The organism is Halorubrum sp. GN12_10-3_MGM (assembly GCF_005435235.1).
In the GTDB taxonomy this organism is placed as follows: Archaea; Halobacteriota; Halobacteria; order Halobacteriales; family Haloferacaceae; genus Halorubrum; species Halorubrum ezzemoulense.
The window spans coordinates 129,987-145,897 of sequence record NZ_SGUB01000007.1; the positions used below are offsets into that span (position 1 = coordinate 129,987).

The window sequence follows — 15,911 nt, forward strand, 5'->3', positions numbered from 1 at the left end:
GCGGTCAGTTGTATCCCCGCCAGCGGCGGCCACACTCCTTACACTTGAAAAAGCGCGTCGGCGGCTCGTCGGCGGCGCCGGTCTGTTTGATCGTGTACCACGCCTCGCCGTGGCCGCACTCGTCACAGACAACGTCGGTCGCGGTGGGCTTCCCCTCGAAGTTCGCGCCCTCCTCCGTCTCGATCACCTCGTCGCCGGTCTGTTCGGTGGTCGACTCGAACTCGGCGGCGAGCGCCTCGTCGCGTTCGGTCGTCGCGCCGCAGCCGTCGTTCTGACACACCATCTCCCCGTCGCGAGAGACCATCATCGAGCCGCAGTCGTCACAGAACTGCATATACGAGTATCGCATGGGGGCGAGCGGTTTAGGTTCGGGGGGTACGGTCGAATACGCCGCGTGGGGTGAGGCACGTGTCCCGGGGTCTCGGTGTCGTCGAGTGATCGACGGCGTATACCCCCAAAACCCCAGCTGCTCGATTATAAATAAACACCGTCGTGTCGTCGGTGAGTACCTCCAAAGCTCCAGCCGCGAGGGCGCCGCACGTTCGCTTCGGTCCTCAGTCGTTCGCTTCGCTCTCTCCTTGCGGTCCTTGCGTCACCTGCGGCGCCCTCGCGTGCCCCTTTGAGTCCCACCCCACACAGCACCGCGCCGCACCTCACGCCTCCCCGCCCTCGTCGGTCGCCGTCGCTTTGCTCGGCGACCGACTCCCTCGCACGCGCTGGCTCGCGGCCGCCGGTGGCGGCCGCTCGCAGGCGCGCGCCGCAGCAGTTTCATATATAACTGGCGCGTCCGCTCAGCGGCCTAGTCGCTCACTCGGACTCGCTCCCAGGCGAGGTGGATCGCGATCCCGACGAGGAAGGCGACGCCGAGGTTCGTCGCCAGCGCGAGGAGACCGATACCGACGGAGAGCGCACGGTTCCCCGAGTCGGTGACGTTGCGCGCGAGGGAGACGGCGACGATCGCGAGGAGCGCGCCGAGCATCGCGAGCGGGAACGCCGCGATCAGCGCGGGCGTGGCGAAGAGCGCGGCGACGAGGTAGCCGCCCCCGAGGACGAGGTTCGCGCCGCCGGTGCGCGCGCCGAACGCGTGCTTTCCGGCGACCCCGTCGCAACCGTGACACATCGGGACCCCGCCGAGCGGCACCGCGATCAGGTTCGTCACCCCCATGCTCGTCGACAGCTCGTCGGGCGTGATGTCGGCGTCGAGCAGGTCGGAGAAGAGGAGCGCGGTCGCTAGCGCGGCGTTGCCGATCGTCATCGCCAGCTGCGCGACCACGCCGTCAACGGTGGCGCGCGTGAGCGCCGCGCCGAACGCCGGCGTCGGCGGTGCGCCCGGCAGCCGCGGCGAGGGGACGCCGGCGACGACGAGCGCGGCCGCGACGCCGACGAGGGCGACGGCCAGCGCACTCGCTTTCCCGTGCCCCGTGAGCGCGAACACGGCGGCGATCGCGACGCCGACGAGCGCCACGAGCGGGTCGTCGGCCGCGAGTCGGAGCCCCGTCTCCAAGAGGACGAGGCCGACCGCGAACTGGACGCCGCGGATGACCGGCTCGCCGATCCACCGCTCGACGTACCCGAGCGTCCCCGAGAGGCCGATCGCGAGGAGGACGGCGCCGAGGATAACCCCCGCGAGCGCGAGTTCGGCGTAGGTGAGTGCGCCCGCTATCGCGAGCGCGGCCAGCGCCTTCATCGGCTCGACCGAGATCGGTAGCCCGTACCGGACGCCCCAGACGATCTGGAACGCGCCGAACGCGGCGAGCGCGTGCGGCAGCGAGACGTCCGTCAACAGCGCCAGCGCGACGACGAGCGGGATCACCGTAATCGAATCCCCTATCGCGCCGGTGACCTCCCCGGACCCGAAATCGACGGGGCGGTCCGACTTCGAGAGGGATCCTATCACGTGACGCGCCACTTCCGGGCGAACGCGCTTGAACGTGTTCAGAAATCGGTCGGGAGTACGCAGGCGACCCGAAGGAACTGGTTCCGGTTACTCGCCGTCGAAGGCGGGGTCGTCCGCGTCGATCATCGGGCAGTTGCGGACCCGGAACTGAGAGAAGTCGACCGACTCGACGATCTCGGTCCCCTCGTGCGCACACGCCGTCTCGGGCGGCGCCGTGAAGTGCGGGCACCGCTGGCAGTAGCTCCGCTTGTCGACGACGTGCTCGTCGCCGGCCCTCCCGGCGTCCGATGTCGGGCCCGGCGAGCGCGTCGCCGCGCCGCCCACCTCCCCGTCGGCGCCGAGGTCGTCGAACGCCGTCGCGTCGGTCCCGACCGACGCCTCCTCGTCGAGCGCCTCCCAGACGTCCTCCTCGCCGACTTCGCCGGTCCCCATCGACTCGAACGGGTCCTCGTCGGCCGCCGTGCCGTCGGTGTCCAGATCGGCGAACGGGTCGTCCGCCGGCGCGCGCGGCTCCGGGTCCTCGCGTGGCGCGCCGCCGGTCGCGTCGCCGTCCGACCCGGTCACGGGGCCCGCACTTCCCTCGGTCCCGCCGCCGAGCGCCGCGAAGGGATCGTCGGTCTCGTCTCCGTCAGGCGCGCCGAAGGCCTCGTCGGCCTCGTCTCTGTCGGGCGCGTCGAACGCTTCGTCGACCTCGTCGGTCGGCTCGTCGTCGAAGAGTCCGCCGCCGAAGGGGTCGCCTTCCGGTGCGGCGTCGCCGTCCGATCGGTCGTCGGCGCCGTCAGACCGGTCGCCGTCCGATCGGTCGTCGTCGCTCATCGGTACTCTCCGTCGGGTCCGCCGTCGCTCGCGGCGGTTCCCGTTCGGTCCGTCCCGTCGCCGTCCGCGACGTCGCCGTCGATGGCGGGCTTGTCCGCGACGAGGAGCTTCGAGGTCCCGAGGAAGCCGGCGTTCGGCTCCAAGTCCTCGAACCGGCGGCCGCAGTGGGGGCACTCGGGCGCCGACAACAGTCCCAGTTCCACGCCGCCGCCGCAGTGGCCGCAGTCCGCGGTCCGCACGCCGTGGCGGTTCGCCGTCCGCGTCAGGGCGTCCACGCGCTCTCGGTCGGCGCGGTCGCGCTCGGCCGCGTCGAGCCGGCGCTTGAGCTTCACGACCGCGTTCGCGACCCGCGAGAGCTTCTCGTCGATCTCGGTCAGGTCGTCCGCGGAGATCCCCGCGAGGTCCGACTCGACGCCGTCGAGGCGGTCGTCGACGCTGTCGACCCGCTCTTCGACCGCATCGAAGCGGTCTTCCGCCCCACCGAGCCGCTCGTCGAAGGCGTCGAGGCGGTCGCCGACGGCATTCAGGTCATCGAGCCGGGCGTCGACGGCGTCCAGTCGGTCGTCGACGGCGTCCAGCCGGTCGTCGAGGTCGTCGACCCGATCCGAGGACGGCGCGTCGGCGGCGGCCGCGTCGAGGCGGTCGAGCCGGGCGGCGACCTCCTCCAGTTCGTCGGCGAGGTCGTCGACCCGCGATTCGGCCTCGTCCGCGTCGGCGAGCCCGGGGGCCGACGATTGCGCGTCCTCGGCGGCTTCGCCCGAGTCGAGCGCCTCCACCTCGCGGTAGAGGTCGACGAACCGCTCCCGGAGGTCCGCAACCTTCTCGTCGAGCTCCTCGTCGAGGTCGTCGAGGCGCGCTTCGATCGCCGCCACCTCGTCGGAGTCGGGGACATCGATCCCCTCGGACTCCGCGAGCGCGACGAGCGCGCGCTTGAGGAGCTCCTCGCGGCTCACGCCGGCGTCCTCGGCGGCGGCGTCGAGGGCGGCCGTCGCCGGGTCGAGGTCGCTCATCGCGGGTCCTCCGTCATCTACGTGACATTGAGCGGCGAGGCTTAAGTAACCTGTCGCGGCGTTCTCCAGATCGATACTCGGCGGGCGCCACTCGATCGGGAGACGGGCGGAGGGTCGGGTCGAACTGCGCCCGCTACCGGATCTTGCGAACGTCGCTGATGTCGAACCCGCCCTCGTGGATCTCCGTCTCGAAGCGGACGATGTTCTCGGCCTCCAGCCGCGAGAGGACGCCGCGGAACTCGCGGACGAACATGGTTCGGGCGCGCTGCGAGCCGCCGCTCTCCCACGAGAACTGGAGTGTCCCGCCCGCGGCGTCCATCAGGGTGCCGAACTCGCGGTCGCGGAGCGCGTCGGTGTTCACCAACACGAGGACCAGGGCGTCCCACTCGTAGGCGGCCTTCTTCAGCCCCTTCATCACCATCGCCACGTCGCTCCAGTCGGTGTCGTCGGAGACCATCGAGACGAGGTCGGTGACGGAGTCGATACAGACGAGGCTCCCCCGGCCGTGTTCCGAGAGGTAGTCGCCGAACGCGGTGAGGACGTCCTCGTACTCGCCGCGGTCGCCGAGCTCCGTGATCGACGCCGTCTCCGTCTCGTACCAGTCGCGCGGCACCGGCGACAGCTGGAAGTACTCCGGCGAGAGGTCGCGGAAGGCGATCTCGTCGACGGCCGTGTCGACGATCTCGTCGGCCATCGTGTACGCCATCTCCCGGGTGATCGCGTCGGTGTCGGCGGTGAAGGAGATGTAGTGGACCGAGTCGGGGAGCGCGGCGTCGGCGTCGATGTCGCCGTAGTACAGGTCGAACAGCTCCTCGTCGGTGCGCGCCAAGGCGTTCATCGCGGCGCTCGTGTACGCGAACTCCCGGGCGCCGGCGCCCGCCTCGCCCGCGAGCAGCACGACGCTCCCGGCGGGTGCGCCGCCCCCGAGAATCGAGTCGAGGCGCGCGATCCCGAACGGAACACTGGACATGGCTTACGCCCCGTCGCCGCGGGGCTTAGTGTTACCCCTCCCAGCCCGTCCCACTCACTCGCCCGCGCTCTCGTCGACTCGCGCCCCCTCGTCGGTCGCCCGGACGACCGACACCTCGCCGCCGACGCCGGCCGCGTCGAGGGCGCGCCGGCCGGCGTCGCGCGCCGCGTCCGCGCGGGCCGCGTCGGTGACGCCGTAGACGGTCGGCCCCCACGAGGACTGCCCGGCGCCGAACACCGACGCGGCCCCCGACAGGGAGTCGACGACCTCCCCCACGGGCGGCCGGTACACCCCGCCCTGCTCGTCGGCGTACCACGCCCCGTTGAGCCGGCCGATCTCGGCGACAGCGGCGCCGAACGCCTCCGCGTTCCCCGACGCGACCGCGGGGAGGGCGCGCCGGGTGACGATGCCGGCGATGCGGTCGGCGAGCCCCGGCTCCGCGCGCTCGACCGCGGTCCGCATCGCGTCGTCCTCCGCCGCGCCGTTCCGACCGGCGGCCGCCTCGGGCGCGACGAGCAGAAAGCGCCAGTCGTCCGGGACGGCGTGGCGCGCGGCCACCGGCGGCACGGTCCACTCGCCGTTCGCGGGGCGGTCGGTGGTGAAGCGCGCGGTGGGGTGGCCGGCGTCAAGGACGAACCCCCCGTCCTCGAACGTCGCGACGCCGACGCCGGAGCGCCCGCCGCGGCCGAGCGCCGGGGCGCGCTCGCGCACTCTGGCGGGCAGGTCGTACGCGGCCGCGACCGCCGCGAGCGTCGCCGCCGCCAGTTGCGTCCCGCTGCCGAGTCCGGCGTGACGGGGGAGCGACTCGCGGACCGTAACGCGGGCGCCGTCGACCCCGAGCAGATCGACCGCCGCGGTCGCGTAGCCGCGGACGTCGTCGCGCACGCTCGGCGACGAATCGCCCGACTTCGACGGCGTCCCCGCCGCTTGCTCGACCGCCACGCGCACCGCCGGGGCCGGTTCCGCGTCGACGACGACGCGGGGGCTGTCGAGCCCGACGCCGAGCGCGCCGTACAGGCGCTCGTGCGAGAGGCTGAGGTTACAGAAGCCGAAGTGGAGCCGCGCCCCGGCGCTCGCGCGTGCCATCTCGCCTCCGGCTTGGGGCGCGACGGATAAAGGGCCCGTGACGGTGGCGGGAGTTGCCTCGGTGTCCGCCTGAGCCGCGCCGCGCAAATGGGGACCGAGCCGTCTCGGTCGCCGAGGCGGCCGAACTGGTGCGCTTTTGAACGCGGGGGACCTCGGTCCGGGTATGACCGAAACGCTCAGGCTCGCGACCCGCGGGTCGGACCTGGCCCTCCGGCAGGCCGAGACCGTCCGCGAAGCGCTGTCGAGCCGGCGCCGCGACGTCGAACTCCGGCAGGTGGAGACGCGCGGCGACCAGATCCCCGACGAACTGATCCACCGCCTCGGGAAGACAGGCGCGTTCGTGCGCGCCCTGGACGAAGAGGTGCTCGCCGGCGACGCCGACCTCGCGGTCCACTCGCTGAAGGACCTCCCCACCGAGGAGATGGCGGAGCTCGTCGTCGCCGGCGTCCCCGAGCGGGCGCCCTCCGGCGACGTGGTCGTCCAGCCGGAGGGACTCGGGATCGAGGACCTCCCCGCGGGCGCCGTCGTCGGCACCGGCTCGCTCCGCCGCGGGGCGCAGATCCGGGCGGCCCGCCCCGACCTCACCGTCGAGCCGATCCGGGGCAACGTCGACACGCGGCTGGAGAAGCTGCTCGCGCCCGGCCTCCAGGCCGAACACGAGCGGCGCCTGATCGCGTCGGGCGAGGAGAATGCCCTGACGGCGGAGGCCGACGAGGGCGGCGACGAGAACGCTGACGACACGGACGACGAGGATACCGACGGCGACGAGGTCGACGAGGAGTTCGACGAGACCGTCGAGGAGTGGTTCGACTCGCTGTCCGACCTCGAACGCGACGCGATGGAGCGGAAGGTCGAGACCGAGTACGACGCCGTCGTCCTCGCGGAGGCCGGCCTACGCCGCTCGAACCTCTTCTACGAGGTGGAGACGACACGGCTCCCGCGCGAGGAGTACGTCCCTGCGGCGGGGCAGGGGGCCATCGCCGTCACCGCGAGCGACCCCGACGTGATCGAGGCGGTCCGTAAGGCGGTCGACCACCCGCGGACCCGCGTCGCGGTCACCGTCGAGCGGACGATCCTCGGCGAGCTCAACGGGGGCTGCGTCGCGCCGATCGGCGTCTCCGCGATGGTTCAGGGCGAGCACGTCCACGTCAGAGCGCGGGTGCTGTCGACCGACGGCACCGAGGAGGTGGCCGACACCCGCGACCTCCCGATCCGGTCACACGCGACGGCCGCCGCCGAGTTTGCCGCCGACCTCGCGGACCGCGGGGCGGACGAGCTGATAGCCGAGGCCCGCGAGGAGGCCGACGCCGATGAGTGACGACGGCGCCGGCGCGGGCTCCGGAGCGAACGCGGACGAACCCCCGACGCGTCGGCGCGACGACGGCGTCGGCACCGTCTTCCTCGTCGGGTCCGGCCCGGGCGACCCGGACCTGCTCACGGTGAAAGCGAAGCGACTGATCGAGTCGGCCGACGTGGTCCTTCACGACAAGCTCCCGGGCCCGGAGATCCTCGGCGAGATCCCCGAGGCGAAGCGCGAGGACGTGGGGAAACGCGCCGGCGGCGAGTGGACGCCGCAGGAGTACACCAACCGGCGTATGGTCGAGCTGGCCCGCGAGGGGAACCGCGTCGTCCGGCTGAAGGGCGGCGACCCGTTCGTCTTCGGCCGCGGCGGCGAGGAGGCCGAACACCTCGCCGAGGTCGGGATCCCCTTCGAGGTCGTCCCCGGCGTCACCTCGGCCATCGCGGGGCCCTCCGTGGCCGGGATCCCCGTGACCCACCGCGACCACGCCTCCTCCGTCTCCTTCGTCACGGGCCACGAGGACCCGACGAAAGACGAGTCCGCCGTCGACTGGGAGGCGCTGGCGGCGACCGGCGGCACCATCGTCGTGCTGATGGGCGTCGGGAAGCTGCCGGCGTACACGGCCGAGCTCCGCGACGCCGGCCTCGGCGGCGACACGCCCGTCGCGCTCGTCGAGCGCGCGACGTGGCCCGACATGCGCGTCGCGACCGGCACGCTCGACACGATCGTCGACGCCCGCGACGAGGCGGGGATCGAGCCGCCAGCGATCACCGTGATCGGCGACGTTGCCGCGACCCGCGACCGCGTCGTGACCTTCCTCGAGAACGCCGGCTCCGCACCGGTCCGGTCGGCGACGGAGGGAGACGACGACGGGTCGGTCGGAGGTGACGAGACGTGAGCGAAGACGAGGGTGGCCGCCCGCGCGTGGCCGTCTTCCGGCCGGACGACGAGCGGATCGAGGCGGCCGTCGAGCTGCTCCGGTCGCTCGGCGCGGAGCCGGTCGCCGACCCGATGCTCGAAGTCGAGCCGACGGGCGCCGTCCCCGCCGCCGCGCCGCTCGTCGTGTTCACGAGCAAGACCGGCGTCGAACTGGCCGCCGAGGCGGGCTGGGAGCCGGGGGACGCCGACCTCGCTGCCATCGGCCCGACGACCGCCGCGGCCGCCCGCGACGCGGGGTGGACGGTCGCCGTCGTCCCGGAAGAGTACACCTCCGCGGGCCTCGTCGCGGCGCTCGAACCGCGGGTCGCGGGCGAGCGCGTGACGGTCGCCCGCTCCGATCACGGCAGCGACGTCCTCCTCGACGGGCTCCGCGAGGCCGGCGCCGAGGTGACCGAGACCGTCCTGTATCGGCTCGCGCGGCCGGCCGCCGCGGGGGACTCCGCGGAGCTGGCCGCCGCGGGCGACCTCGACGCGGCGGCGTTCACCTCCTCGCTCACGGTCGACCACTTCCTCGCGGCGGCCGCCGACCGCGGGGTCGAGGAGGCGGCGCGCGCCGGACTGGGGGACGCGGTCGTCGGCGCCATCGGCCCGCCGACGGCCGAGACCGCGGCCGACCGCGGCGTCGACGTCGACGTCGTTCCCGACGCGGCGTCGTTCGAGTCGCTCGCGGCCGCGGTCGTCGACGCGGCCGGCAAAGCGTCGACCGCCGCGTCCGGCGACGGTCCGCGCTGACCCCGCGGTCGCGTGACTGAAGCGGAACGACAGCGGCGCGGCCGCGTCGAGGCGGCCGTCGCGGCCGCCGAATATCCGGAGCGAAAACGCGAGGCGGCGTCGGGGTCTCTCGTCGCTTCGGCTCGCTCGCGGGTAACGACGCGGTCGCGTCCCGATTCGCCCGCGAAAATACCACTCGTGATATTCGGGAGCGCGGATTTATTATCGGGAACGTGATATCGGGTGCCATGGAACCGAGCGAGCGCTGGCTGCTGCGGGTCGAGGAGGATATCCTCGTCGTCGAGTTCCCACACGGGACTGGGCTGAGCCCCGCAGACGGCGAGGCGCTGCTCGACCGCTGGCGGAGCGCGACCGACCCCGACGATGTCGACGCGATCGTGATCGTCGTGCGGACGAGCAGGCCGTGTTCGGACGCCGGCCGGCGCGCGCTCCGCGAGTCGGCGCAGATAGCGGTCGCCCGCGGCGTCGACCGCTTCGCCGTCGTCGGGCAGCGCTCGAAGCGGCGGTACCTCAAGCGGACCATCGACGTCGAGGGCGTCGACACCGAGGCGTTCAACGACGACGACGCCGCGATGCAGTGGGCGAGGAGCCCGTCCGCGACCGCATCGTCGGTCGGGACCTCCTCGTAGTTAGCTTCCGGTCTCGGTCCCGTTCTCCGGGTCGTCCGTCTCGTTACCACCGGTGGCGTCGCCGTCACCGGAGTCGTCGGTCGTCTCCCCGTCGTCGCTCTCCTCGCCGCCGCCCTCCTCACCGTCTTCGTCCGCCTCTGACTCTTCGACGTCGCCGTCCTCGTCTTCGTCGATCTCGTTGACCTCGACGTCGCGGCCCGCGACCCCGCTGCCCGAGATCACGGGTTTGAGGATGTAGCCGTTGTTCTTGCCGCGCTTGACGACGTTGATATCGAAGACGAAGCTGACCGGCTCGTCGGCGGTGACCTCGAACCCGCTCGTGATCTGGAGCTTCTCGCTCGGGAGCTTCACGTCGACCTCGCCGCCGTCGACGATCCCCTCGATAGCGGAGACCGCCAGTTCGATCTTCTCGTAGTCCCCGGCCGGGAGCTCGCCGTCGAAGACGGCGATCGCGTCCTCGTCGATCACCTGCGTGAGGTCGACCGTCGCGCCGTCGAGGTCGACGACCCTGAGGCCGCGGTCCTCGCCCTCGTCCGCGTCGTCTTCCTCGTCGTCGTCTCCTTCGGTGTCTTCCTCGTCGTCTCCGCTCTCGTCTCCTGCCACGTCGTCCCCCTCGTCCTCGTCGTCCGCCGTTCCGTTGGGGGACCCGTCGTCACCGTCGGTGTCGGTGACGTTCTCGCCGGCGTCGTCCTCGTTTTCATCTCCGGCTTCGTCGTCCTCGTCCTCGCCGTCACCAGCCTCGAACACGCGGGCTCGGTCGAGGGTCACGTCCAGCCGGTCGAAGTCGTCGATGTCGGCCGGGGCGTCGCTGATGAGGAGCCGGAAAGTGCCGGTTAGCGGTTCCGAGCCGTCCGAGCCGTCGGAGCCGTCCGAGCCGTCGGAGCCGTCCGAGCCGCCAGACGACGGGGGCGATTCGCCGCCGGTACAGCCGGCGAGGAGCGTCGCGCTCGCGCCGGCGCCGACGGCGACGAACTCGCGTCGGCCGAGGCCGCCGGTGGCCGCGTCGGCCGGTCGGTCGTCGTCTGTCGGCTGCGATCCGTCGTCGTCTGCCGTCCGCGATCGGTCCGTCATGGTGATTCGACGGACGGGCCGCGGACGGGTATAAACGAGAGATACTCCGGTCGGATTTGCGCCGATAAAGCCGATTTTATCGGGTATCGAGGTGGTTTACGGTGAGCGGCCCGCTCTCGCCGGCGGACCTACGGTTTGGCCGTGTCGATGCCGGCCTGCTCGACCACGCGCTCCGCGTGGCGCGTCGCTCGCTCGCGGACCGCCGCCGCGTCGGTCCCGACGTGCTCGCCGTCCGCGTAGCGGACCGCGCCGTCGACCATGGTGAAGGTCACGTCGTCGCCGTGGGCCGCGTACACGAGGTGCGAGAGGGGGTCGTGGACCGGCGTCGCGCGCGTCAGGTCGGTCGTGATCCCGATTACGTCGGCGCGGTGCCCCTCGCGCAGCGCGCCGAGGCGGTCGAAGCCGGCGGCGCGGGCGCCGTGTTCGGTCGCCATCTCCAGCACGGTCGACGCGGGGAGCCTCGTGGGGTCGCGGGCGTTGACCTTGCCGAGGAGGCTCGCCTGTCGCATCTCGGTGAAGGGGTCGAGCGTGTTGTTACACGGCGGGCCGTCGTTGCCGAGCGCGACCGTCATCCCGCGGTCGAGGTAGTCCTGAACCGGGGCGATCCCCGAGGCGAGCTTCATGTTCGAGGAGGGGCAGTGGGTGACGACCGTGTCGGTCTCGGCGAGCACCTCGCGCTCGCGCTCGTCGGTGTGGACGCAGTGGGCGAGCGTCACGTCCGGCCCAGTCAGCCCGACCTCGTCGAGCCAGAGGATGTTCCGCTTTCCGGTGTCGGCCTCGACCGTCTCGATCTCGTCCTCGTTCTCGCTGGCGTGGGTGTGGATCGTCACGCCGTCGTACCGGTCGGCCAACTCGCGGCAGCCGCGCAGGCAGGCCTCCGTACAGGTGACGGCGAACCGCGGGGTGACCGCGTACCGGACGCGCCCGCCTGCGGCCCCGTGGTACTCCCGGATGAGCGCCTCGCTCTCCGCGAGCGCGGCGTCAGTCTCCTCCAAGAGGCCGTCCGGCGAGTCGCGGTCCATCAGGACCTTTCCGAGCCGCGCGCGGATCCCGGTCTCGATCGCGGCCTCGAACGCCTCGTTCGCGTGGTTCACCGAGAGGTGGTCGACGACGGTCGTCGTGCCCGACTCGAGACACTCCAAGTAGCCGAGTTCGGCGGCCGCGCGGGTGGCCTCGGCGTCCATCGCGGCCTCCATCGGCAACACCGCGTCGAACAGCCAGTCGAGGAGGGCGGCGTCGTCCGCGATCCCCCGCCCCAGCGACTGGACGGAGTGGACGTGGCCGCCGACGAGGCCGGGCGCGACGACGTCGAACGCGCGCCGCTCGTGGTCGGGATATCGGTCCCGCAGGATGCTCTCGTCGCCGACCGCGGCGATCGTGTTCCCCTCGACGACGACGGCGCCCTCGGGGATGACGGTCTCGGAGTCGGCCACGACGGTTCCGGCGATCAGCATGTCCGTCCGTTCCTGACGGTCGACCGGGAAGAGGCTGTCCGTTCGCGACCCCCGGCCCGATCAGTTCGAGACCGACGAGCGTGCGATCGCCGGGGCGGCGAGTCCGGCGGCGGGAGCGACGAGACGTTCGGCGCAGTCGAGCGGTCGCCGCGTGTCGCTATCAACGTCGGAACGGTCGCAGGCGGGGTTCGCGGTCTGACGGTCGCTCGTCGCTACGCCCGCCACACGGGCTCAGTTATCACAGATCGTCGCGCGGCCCGAGACCGCGTATTTAAACGCCGCGGCCCTGGAGCTGCTCTTCTTCGGCCATGTCCTCGTTGGACTGACCCTTCATCCCCTTGCCGCTGCCGCTCGCGATCCGGGCGAGCTCCTCGGGGTCGTCCCAGTTGTTGACGGCCTCGACGATGGAGGTGCCCATCGCCTCGGGGTCCTCCGCGCCGAAGACGCCGGAGCCGACGAAGATGCCGTCGCAGCCGTGGTACATCATCAGCGCGGCGTCGGCCGGCGTCGCGATGCCGCCGGCAGCGAAGTTGACGACCGGGAGCCGCTCGGCCTCGGCGGTCTCGTGGACCAGATCGCGCGGTGCGCCGTGTTCGCGGGCCCACTTCTCGCGCTCCTCGTGGTTGAGGCCGGTGAGCGTCCGGATCTGGTTTTTGATCGTGCGCTGGTGTTTGACGGCCTGGTTCACGTCGCCCGTGCCGGCCTCGCCCTTCGTCCGGATCATCGCCGCGCCCTCGTTGATGCGGCGGAGCGCCTCCGGCAGGTTCCGGGCCCCGCAGACGAACGGGGACGTGAAGTCGCGCTTGTCGGTGTGGTACTCGTCGTCGGCGGGCGTGAGCACCTCGGACTCGTCGATCATGTCGATCCCGAGCGCCTCCAGGATCTCCGCCTCCTTGCGGTGGCCGATCCGCGATTTCCCCATCACCGGGATCGACACCTCGTCGATGATCTCGGGGACGCGCTCGGGGTCGGGCATCCGGGCGACGCCGCCGCGCTTCCGGATGTCGGCCGGGACGTGTTCGAGGACCATCACGGCGACCGCGCCGGCGTCCTCCGCGATGCGGGCCTGCTCGCGGTTGACGACGTCCATGATCACGCCGCCCTTCTGCATCTGCGCGAAGCCGCGCTTGACCAGCTCGGTCCCCCGCTTCAGCTCCTCCAGATCCGTGGCCTCTGGCATGAATATAGCTTGGGTCGCCGGCCACTTAACGGGTCGCTTTCGGGCGGATGGACGGGCGAGCGCGCCGTTCAGTCGCGATCGGAAGCGCGGTCCGTCGCGGCCGCGCTCCGCGCTCGCGCGTCGCCACCGCAACCGCGAAGTCTCCCCGCCGTCTACGCCGCGAGCGTGACGACCGGAGCCATCCTCGCCGGCGGCCGCTCGACGCGCTTCGGCGACGCGGACAAGGCGGTGGCGCCGATCGCCGGGACCCCCATGATCCGTCGGGTCGCGGACCGGCTCGCGGGGACCGACGACCCGGTCCCGCCCGGCGCCGACCGCGCGAGCGGCGGCGACCCAGTCGTCGACGAACTCGTCGTCAACTGCCGCCCGGGCCAGCGCGAGGCGATCGCCGACGCGCTGGCCGCGGTCCCGCTGTCCGTCCGCTGGGCGCTCGACGAGGCGCCGGACCCCGGCCCGCTGGCGGGGATCCGGAACGCCTGCCGGGCGGCAACCGACCCCTACGCCGTCGTCGTCGCCTGTGACATGCCGTTCGTCGACCCGGGCTTCCTCGCCCACCTCCGCGAGGCGGCCGCGGGCGCGGAGGCCGCGGTCCCACGGCTCGACGGGCGGTGGTACCAGACGACGCAGGCGGTCTACGCGACGGAGCCGGCCGCGGTCGCCTGCGACCGCGCGCTCGGTCGCGGCGACCGGAAGGTGCTGGCGCTGGTGGACCGGCTGGACGAGGTCGTCGTCGACGACGCGGCGATCCGCTCGCTGACGACCGACCGCACGTTCACCAACGTCAACACGCGGTCCGACCGCGACGACGCGGAGCGGGCGGTCGCCGCCGCGCTCGACGCGGCGTGAGGCGCTCGGCCGGCGGTCACTCCTTCAGCACTTCGTATGCCTCGTTGAGCTGCTTGAAGTCCTCCTCGTCGCCGTCCTCGCCGTCCGGGTGGAGCCGCTTCGCGCGCTCTCGGTACCGCCGGCGAACCGTCTCGCCGTCGGCCGTGCGGTCGAGGCCGAGGGTCTCGTACGCCTCCCGTTCGCTCATCCGGTCGGCCGCGGGCGCGCGGTCACTGGGGTCCCCACCCCCGGCTCCGCCGGGACCGCGAGCGCCGGCCCGTCGGCCGCGCGCGCTCCGACCGCCGTCGGTCCCGGCGGCGCGGTACGCGCGCTCTCGGTTGGCCTCGGCGCGGGCGCGCTGTCTCGCGCGCTCGCGCTCAGTCGGTCCCGCCCGCTCGGCGGACCGCCGGGCCTGGTCGTCGAGGCGTCCGCTGGCGTGGTACCAGAGGAAGTACGAGACGGCGCCGAACGGCAGCGCGAGCGCTAACGCGATCGGGTGGAGGACGATCCCCGCGATCACGAGCAGCGCCGTCATGCCGACGAACGCCCCGGCGAGCACCACGACGATCGTTCGGTTCGTCACGGCCGTACTGGGGGACGGAGGACCGTAAGAGTCCCGACGGCGGCCGTCCGGCGAGGCGGGGGTCACGTCGGGGGCGGCGTTCGCGTCGCCCGCCGCCTCCGCTCGCTCCCTCGCGGCCCCACTCGCTTGCCGCTCCTCGCCTCCGCACCGTTTATCACCGCGGCCGCCCGGGTACGGCGTATGGAACCGGCGGACAGGGAGACGGTGACGGGGCTACCGCCCGGGATCGCCGCCGCCCGCGAGGATCTCACGCCGATGCTCTCGCAGTACGCCGACCTCTGTGCCGCCCACGGGGACGCCCTCGTCCTGTTTCAGGTCGGCGACTTCTACGAGGCGTTCTGCGAGGCGGCCGAGACCGTGGCCCGCGTCTGCGAGGTGACGCTGACCGAGCGGTCCGACTCGACCGGCGACTACCCGATGGCCGGGATCCCGATCGACAACGCGGCCCCCTACCTCGAGTCGCTACTCGACGCGGGCTACCGCGTCGCGCTCGGCGACCAGGTCGAGGACGCTGCGCAGGCGTCGGGGCTCGTCGACCGCGCCGTCACCGAGGTGATCACGCCCGGGACCGTCGTCGAGGACGACCTCCTCGAGTCGGGGACGACGAACTACGTCGCGGCGGTGGCGGCCGAAGACGACGACTCCGCCGAGACGACCGTCGGGCTCGCCGCGGTCGACGTCTCGACCGGCGAGTGCCTCGTCACGTCCGGCGGTCCGGACGCGGTCGCGGGCGAACTCGACCGGATCGCCCCGGCCGAACTCATCGCGGGGCCGGACGCGCCGGCCTTCGAGCCGAGCGACGCGGAGCGCGGGTGGACGACGCACGACTACGACGCCGGCGCCTTCGACCGCCGGACTGCGACCGAGCGGCTGGAGCCGTACCTCCCCGCGCCCGAGCGGCGCTTCGACGCGGACGCGGAGCTGCGGGCGGCCGGCGCGGTGCTCGCGTACGCCGAGTACACGCAGGGCGACGACGGCCCGCTCTCGTACGTGACTCGGGTCCGGCGGTACGACCCCCGCGACCGGCTCCGGCTCGACGCGGCGGCCCAGCGCAGCCTGGAGCTGTTCGAGAACCGGGGGCTTGGCGCGAGCGACACGCTGTTCGACGCGCTCGACGAGACGAACTGCGCGCTCGGGCGACGGTGTCTGGAGCGCTGGCTCCGGCGCCCGCTCGTCGACGCGGACGCGATCCGGAGCCGCCACGACGCGGTCGGCGAACTCGCCGACCGGAGCCTCGCTCGCGAGGGGGTCGCCGACGCGCTCGCGACCGCCTACGACCTCGAACGGCTGGTGAGCCGCGTCTCGCGGGGGCGGGCCGACGCCCGCGACCTGCGCTCGCTCCACCGGACGCTCGCCGTCGTCCCCGACCTGAAGGCGACGCTGGCGGGCGCGGAGGGAGAGGAACGCCCCACCACCGAC

Annotated in this window: 15 protein-coding genes and 1 pseudogene; 6 read left to right on the top strand and 10 right to left on the bottom strand. The window is 72.7% G+C overall.

Annotated features, from left to right (window positions below; translation table 11 throughout):
* Positions 1 to 4: 4 nt before the first annotated feature.
* From EXE47_RS07660 to EXE47_RS07685, 6 genes are all read right to left on the bottom strand, one after another.
* Complete coding sequence (locus tag EXE47_RS07660; RefSeq protein ID WP_049930661.1) at positions 5 to 334, bottom strand: transcription factor S; 330 nt, start codon at positions 332 to 334, stop codon at positions 5 to 7.
* 465 nt (positions 335 to 799) lie between these two features.
* Positions 800 to 1,897 (bottom strand): putative sulfate/molybdate transporter, encoded by a 1,098-nt coding sequence (locus EXE47_RS07665; RefSeq protein WP_089308187.1) that lies wholly within the window; start codon positions 1,895 to 1,897, stop codon positions 800 to 802.
* 87 nt (positions 1,898 to 1,984) lie between these two features.
* Positions 1,985 to 2,713: a hypothetical protein gene (locus tag EXE47_RS07670; RefSeq protein WP_086215628.1), complete on the bottom strand. Its 729-nt coding sequence runs from the start codon at positions 2,711 to 2,713 to the stop codon at positions 1,985 to 1,987.
* A complete protein-coding gene (locus EXE47_RS07675) occupies positions 2,710 to 3,723 on the bottom strand; it encodes a hypothetical protein (RefSeq protein ID WP_089308188.1) in 1,014 nt (337 codons plus the stop codon). Before EXE47_RS07675 ends, EXE47_RS07670 begins: the two co-directional genes overlap by 4 nt.
* A 133-nt stretch (positions 3,724 to 3,856) precedes the next feature.
* Positions 3,857 to 4,693, bottom strand: coding sequence for an HTR-like protein (locus EXE47_RS07680; RefSeq protein WP_086215630.1), 837 nt, complete (start codon positions 4,691 to 4,693; stop codon positions 3,857 to 3,859).
* Between the two features lie 54 nt (positions 4,694 to 4,747).
* The gene (locus tag EXE47_RS07685; RefSeq protein WP_049930653.1) at positions 4,748 to 5,779 is read right to left on the bottom strand and encodes a beta-ribofuranosylaminobenzene 5'-phosphate synthase family protein; all 1,032 of its coding nucleotides are present in this window, start codon (positions 5,777 to 5,779) and stop codon (positions 4,748 to 4,750) included.
* 163 nt (positions 5,780 to 5,942) lie between these two features.
* On the opposite strand from EXE47_RS07685, the gene hemC reads away from it, so the two are divergent.
* The 4 genes from hemC to EXE47_RS07705 all read left to right on the top strand — a co-directional run bounded on the left by hemC (position 5,943) and on the right by EXE47_RS07705 (position 9,379).
* On the top strand, positions 5,943 to 7,097 hold the full coding sequence (gene hemC, locus EXE47_RS07690; protein ID WP_049930651.1) for a hydroxymethylbilane synthase: 1,155 nt from the start codon (positions 5,943 to 5,945) through the stop codon (positions 7,095 to 7,097).
* On the top strand, positions 7,090 to 7,977 hold the full coding sequence (cobA, locus tag EXE47_RS07695) for a uroporphyrinogen-III C-methyltransferase (protein WP_086215632.1): 888 nt from the start codon (positions 7,090 to 7,092) through the stop codon (positions 7,975 to 7,977). Before hemC ends, cobA begins: the two co-directional genes overlap by 8 nt.
* Positions 7,974 to 8,750: a uroporphyrinogen-III synthase gene (locus EXE47_RS07700; protein WP_089308189.1), complete on the top strand. Its 777-nt coding sequence runs from the start codon at positions 7,974 to 7,976 to the stop codon at positions 8,748 to 8,750. Before cobA ends, EXE47_RS07700 begins: the two co-directional genes overlap by 4 nt.
* A 227-nt stretch (positions 8,751 to 8,977) precedes the next feature.
* Complete coding sequence (locus EXE47_RS07705; RefSeq protein ID WP_049930647.1) at positions 8,978 to 9,379, top strand: hypothetical protein; 402 nt, start codon at positions 8,978 to 8,980, stop codon at positions 9,377 to 9,379.
* Here the strand turns inward: EXE47_RS07705 and EXE47_RS07710 are convergent, their stop codons facing one another.
* The 3 genes from EXE47_RS07710 to pdxS all read right to left on the bottom strand — a co-directional run bounded on the left by EXE47_RS07710 (position 9,380) and on the right by pdxS (position 13,084).
* The gene (locus tag EXE47_RS07710; RefSeq protein WP_089308190.1) at positions 9,380 to 10,450 is read right to left on the bottom strand and encodes a DUF4382 domain-containing protein; all 1,071 of its coding nucleotides are present in this window, start codon (positions 10,448 to 10,450) and stop codon (positions 9,380 to 9,382) included.
* A gap of 128 nt (positions 10,451 to 10,578) precedes the next feature.
* Positions 10,579 to 11,904 carry a 5'-deoxyadenosine deaminase gene (locus EXE47_RS07715; RefSeq protein ID WP_089308191.1) on the bottom strand — a complete coding sequence of 442 codons (1,326 nt, stop codon included), beginning with the start codon at positions 11,902 to 11,904 and terminating at the stop codon, positions 10,579 to 10,581.
* A 271-nt stretch (positions 11,905 to 12,175) separates the two neighbouring features.
* A complete protein-coding gene (pdxS, locus tag EXE47_RS07720) occupies positions 12,176 to 13,084 on the bottom strand; it encodes a pyridoxal 5'-phosphate synthase lyase subunit PdxS (protein ID WP_049930642.1) in 909 nt (302 codons plus the stop codon).
* A gap of 165 nt (positions 13,085 to 13,249) precedes the next feature.
* Here pdxS and EXE47_RS07725 point away from each other — a divergent pair, with 165 nt between their 5' ends.
* A complete protein-coding gene (locus EXE47_RS07725) occupies positions 13,250 to 13,930 on the top strand; it encodes a molybdenum cofactor guanylyltransferase (RefSeq protein WP_089308192.1) in 681 nt (226 codons plus the stop codon).
* A 16-nt stretch (positions 13,931 to 13,946) separates the two neighbouring features.
* Here the strand turns inward: EXE47_RS07725 and EXE47_RS07730 are convergent, their stop codons facing one another.
* A complete protein-coding gene (locus EXE47_RS07730; RefSeq protein ID WP_049930639.1) occupies positions 13,947 to 14,492 on the bottom strand; it encodes a DnaJ domain-containing protein in 546 nt (181 codons plus the stop codon).
* A gap of 180 nt (positions 14,493 to 14,672) precedes the next feature.
* Between EXE47_RS07730 and EXE47_RS07735 the strand changes: the two are divergent.
* Positions 14,673 to 15,911 (top strand): annotated as a pseudogene (locus EXE47_RS07735) (DNA mismatch repair protein MutS); the annotation flags it as partial.

Excerpts from the sequence above, each read along its gene's own strand:
- EXE47_RS07675 (WP_089308188.1), bottom strand. The coding sequence starts at position 3,723 with ATGAGCGACCTCGACCCGGCGACGGCCGCCCTCGACGCCGCCGCCGAG.
- EXE47_RS07705 (WP_049930647.1), top strand. The coding sequence starts at position 8,978 with ATGGAACCGAGCGAGCGCTGGCTGCTGCGGGTCGAGGAGGATATCCTC.
- EXE47_RS07715 (WP_089308191.1), bottom strand. The coding sequence starts at position 11,904 with ATGCTGATCGCCGGAACCGTCGTGGCCGACTCCGAGACCGTCATCCCC.
- EXE47_RS07685 (WP_049930653.1), bottom strand. The coding sequence starts at position 5,779 with ATGGCACGCGCGAGCGCCGGGGCGCGGCTCCACTTCGGCTTCTGTAAC.
- cobA (WP_086215632.1), top strand. The coding sequence starts at position 7,090 with ATGAGTGACGACGGCGCCGGCGCGGGCTCCGGAGCGAACGCGGACGAA.
- EXE47_RS07670 (WP_086215628.1), bottom strand. The coding sequence starts at position 2,713 with ATGAGCGACGACGACCGATCGGACGGCGACCGGTCTGACGGCGCCGAC.
- EXE47_RS07710 (WP_089308190.1), bottom strand. The coding sequence starts at position 10,450 with ATGACGGACCGATCGCGGACGGCAGACGACGACGGATCGCAGCCGACA.
- EXE47_RS07660 (WP_049930661.1), bottom strand. The coding sequence starts at position 334 with ATGCAGTTCTGTGACGACTGCGGCTCGATGATGGTCTCTCGCGACGGG.
- pdxS (WP_049930642.1), bottom strand. The coding sequence starts at position 13,084 with ATGCCAGAGGCCACGGATCTGGAGGAGCTGAAGCGGGGGACCGAGCTG.
- hemC (WP_049930651.1), top strand. The coding sequence starts at position 5,943 with ATGACCGAAACGCTCAGGCTCGCGACCCGCGGGTCGGACCTGGCCCTC.
- EXE47_RS07680 (WP_086215630.1), bottom strand. The coding sequence starts at position 4,693 with ATGTCCAGTGTTCCGTTCGGGATCGCGCGCCTCGACTCGATTCTCGGG.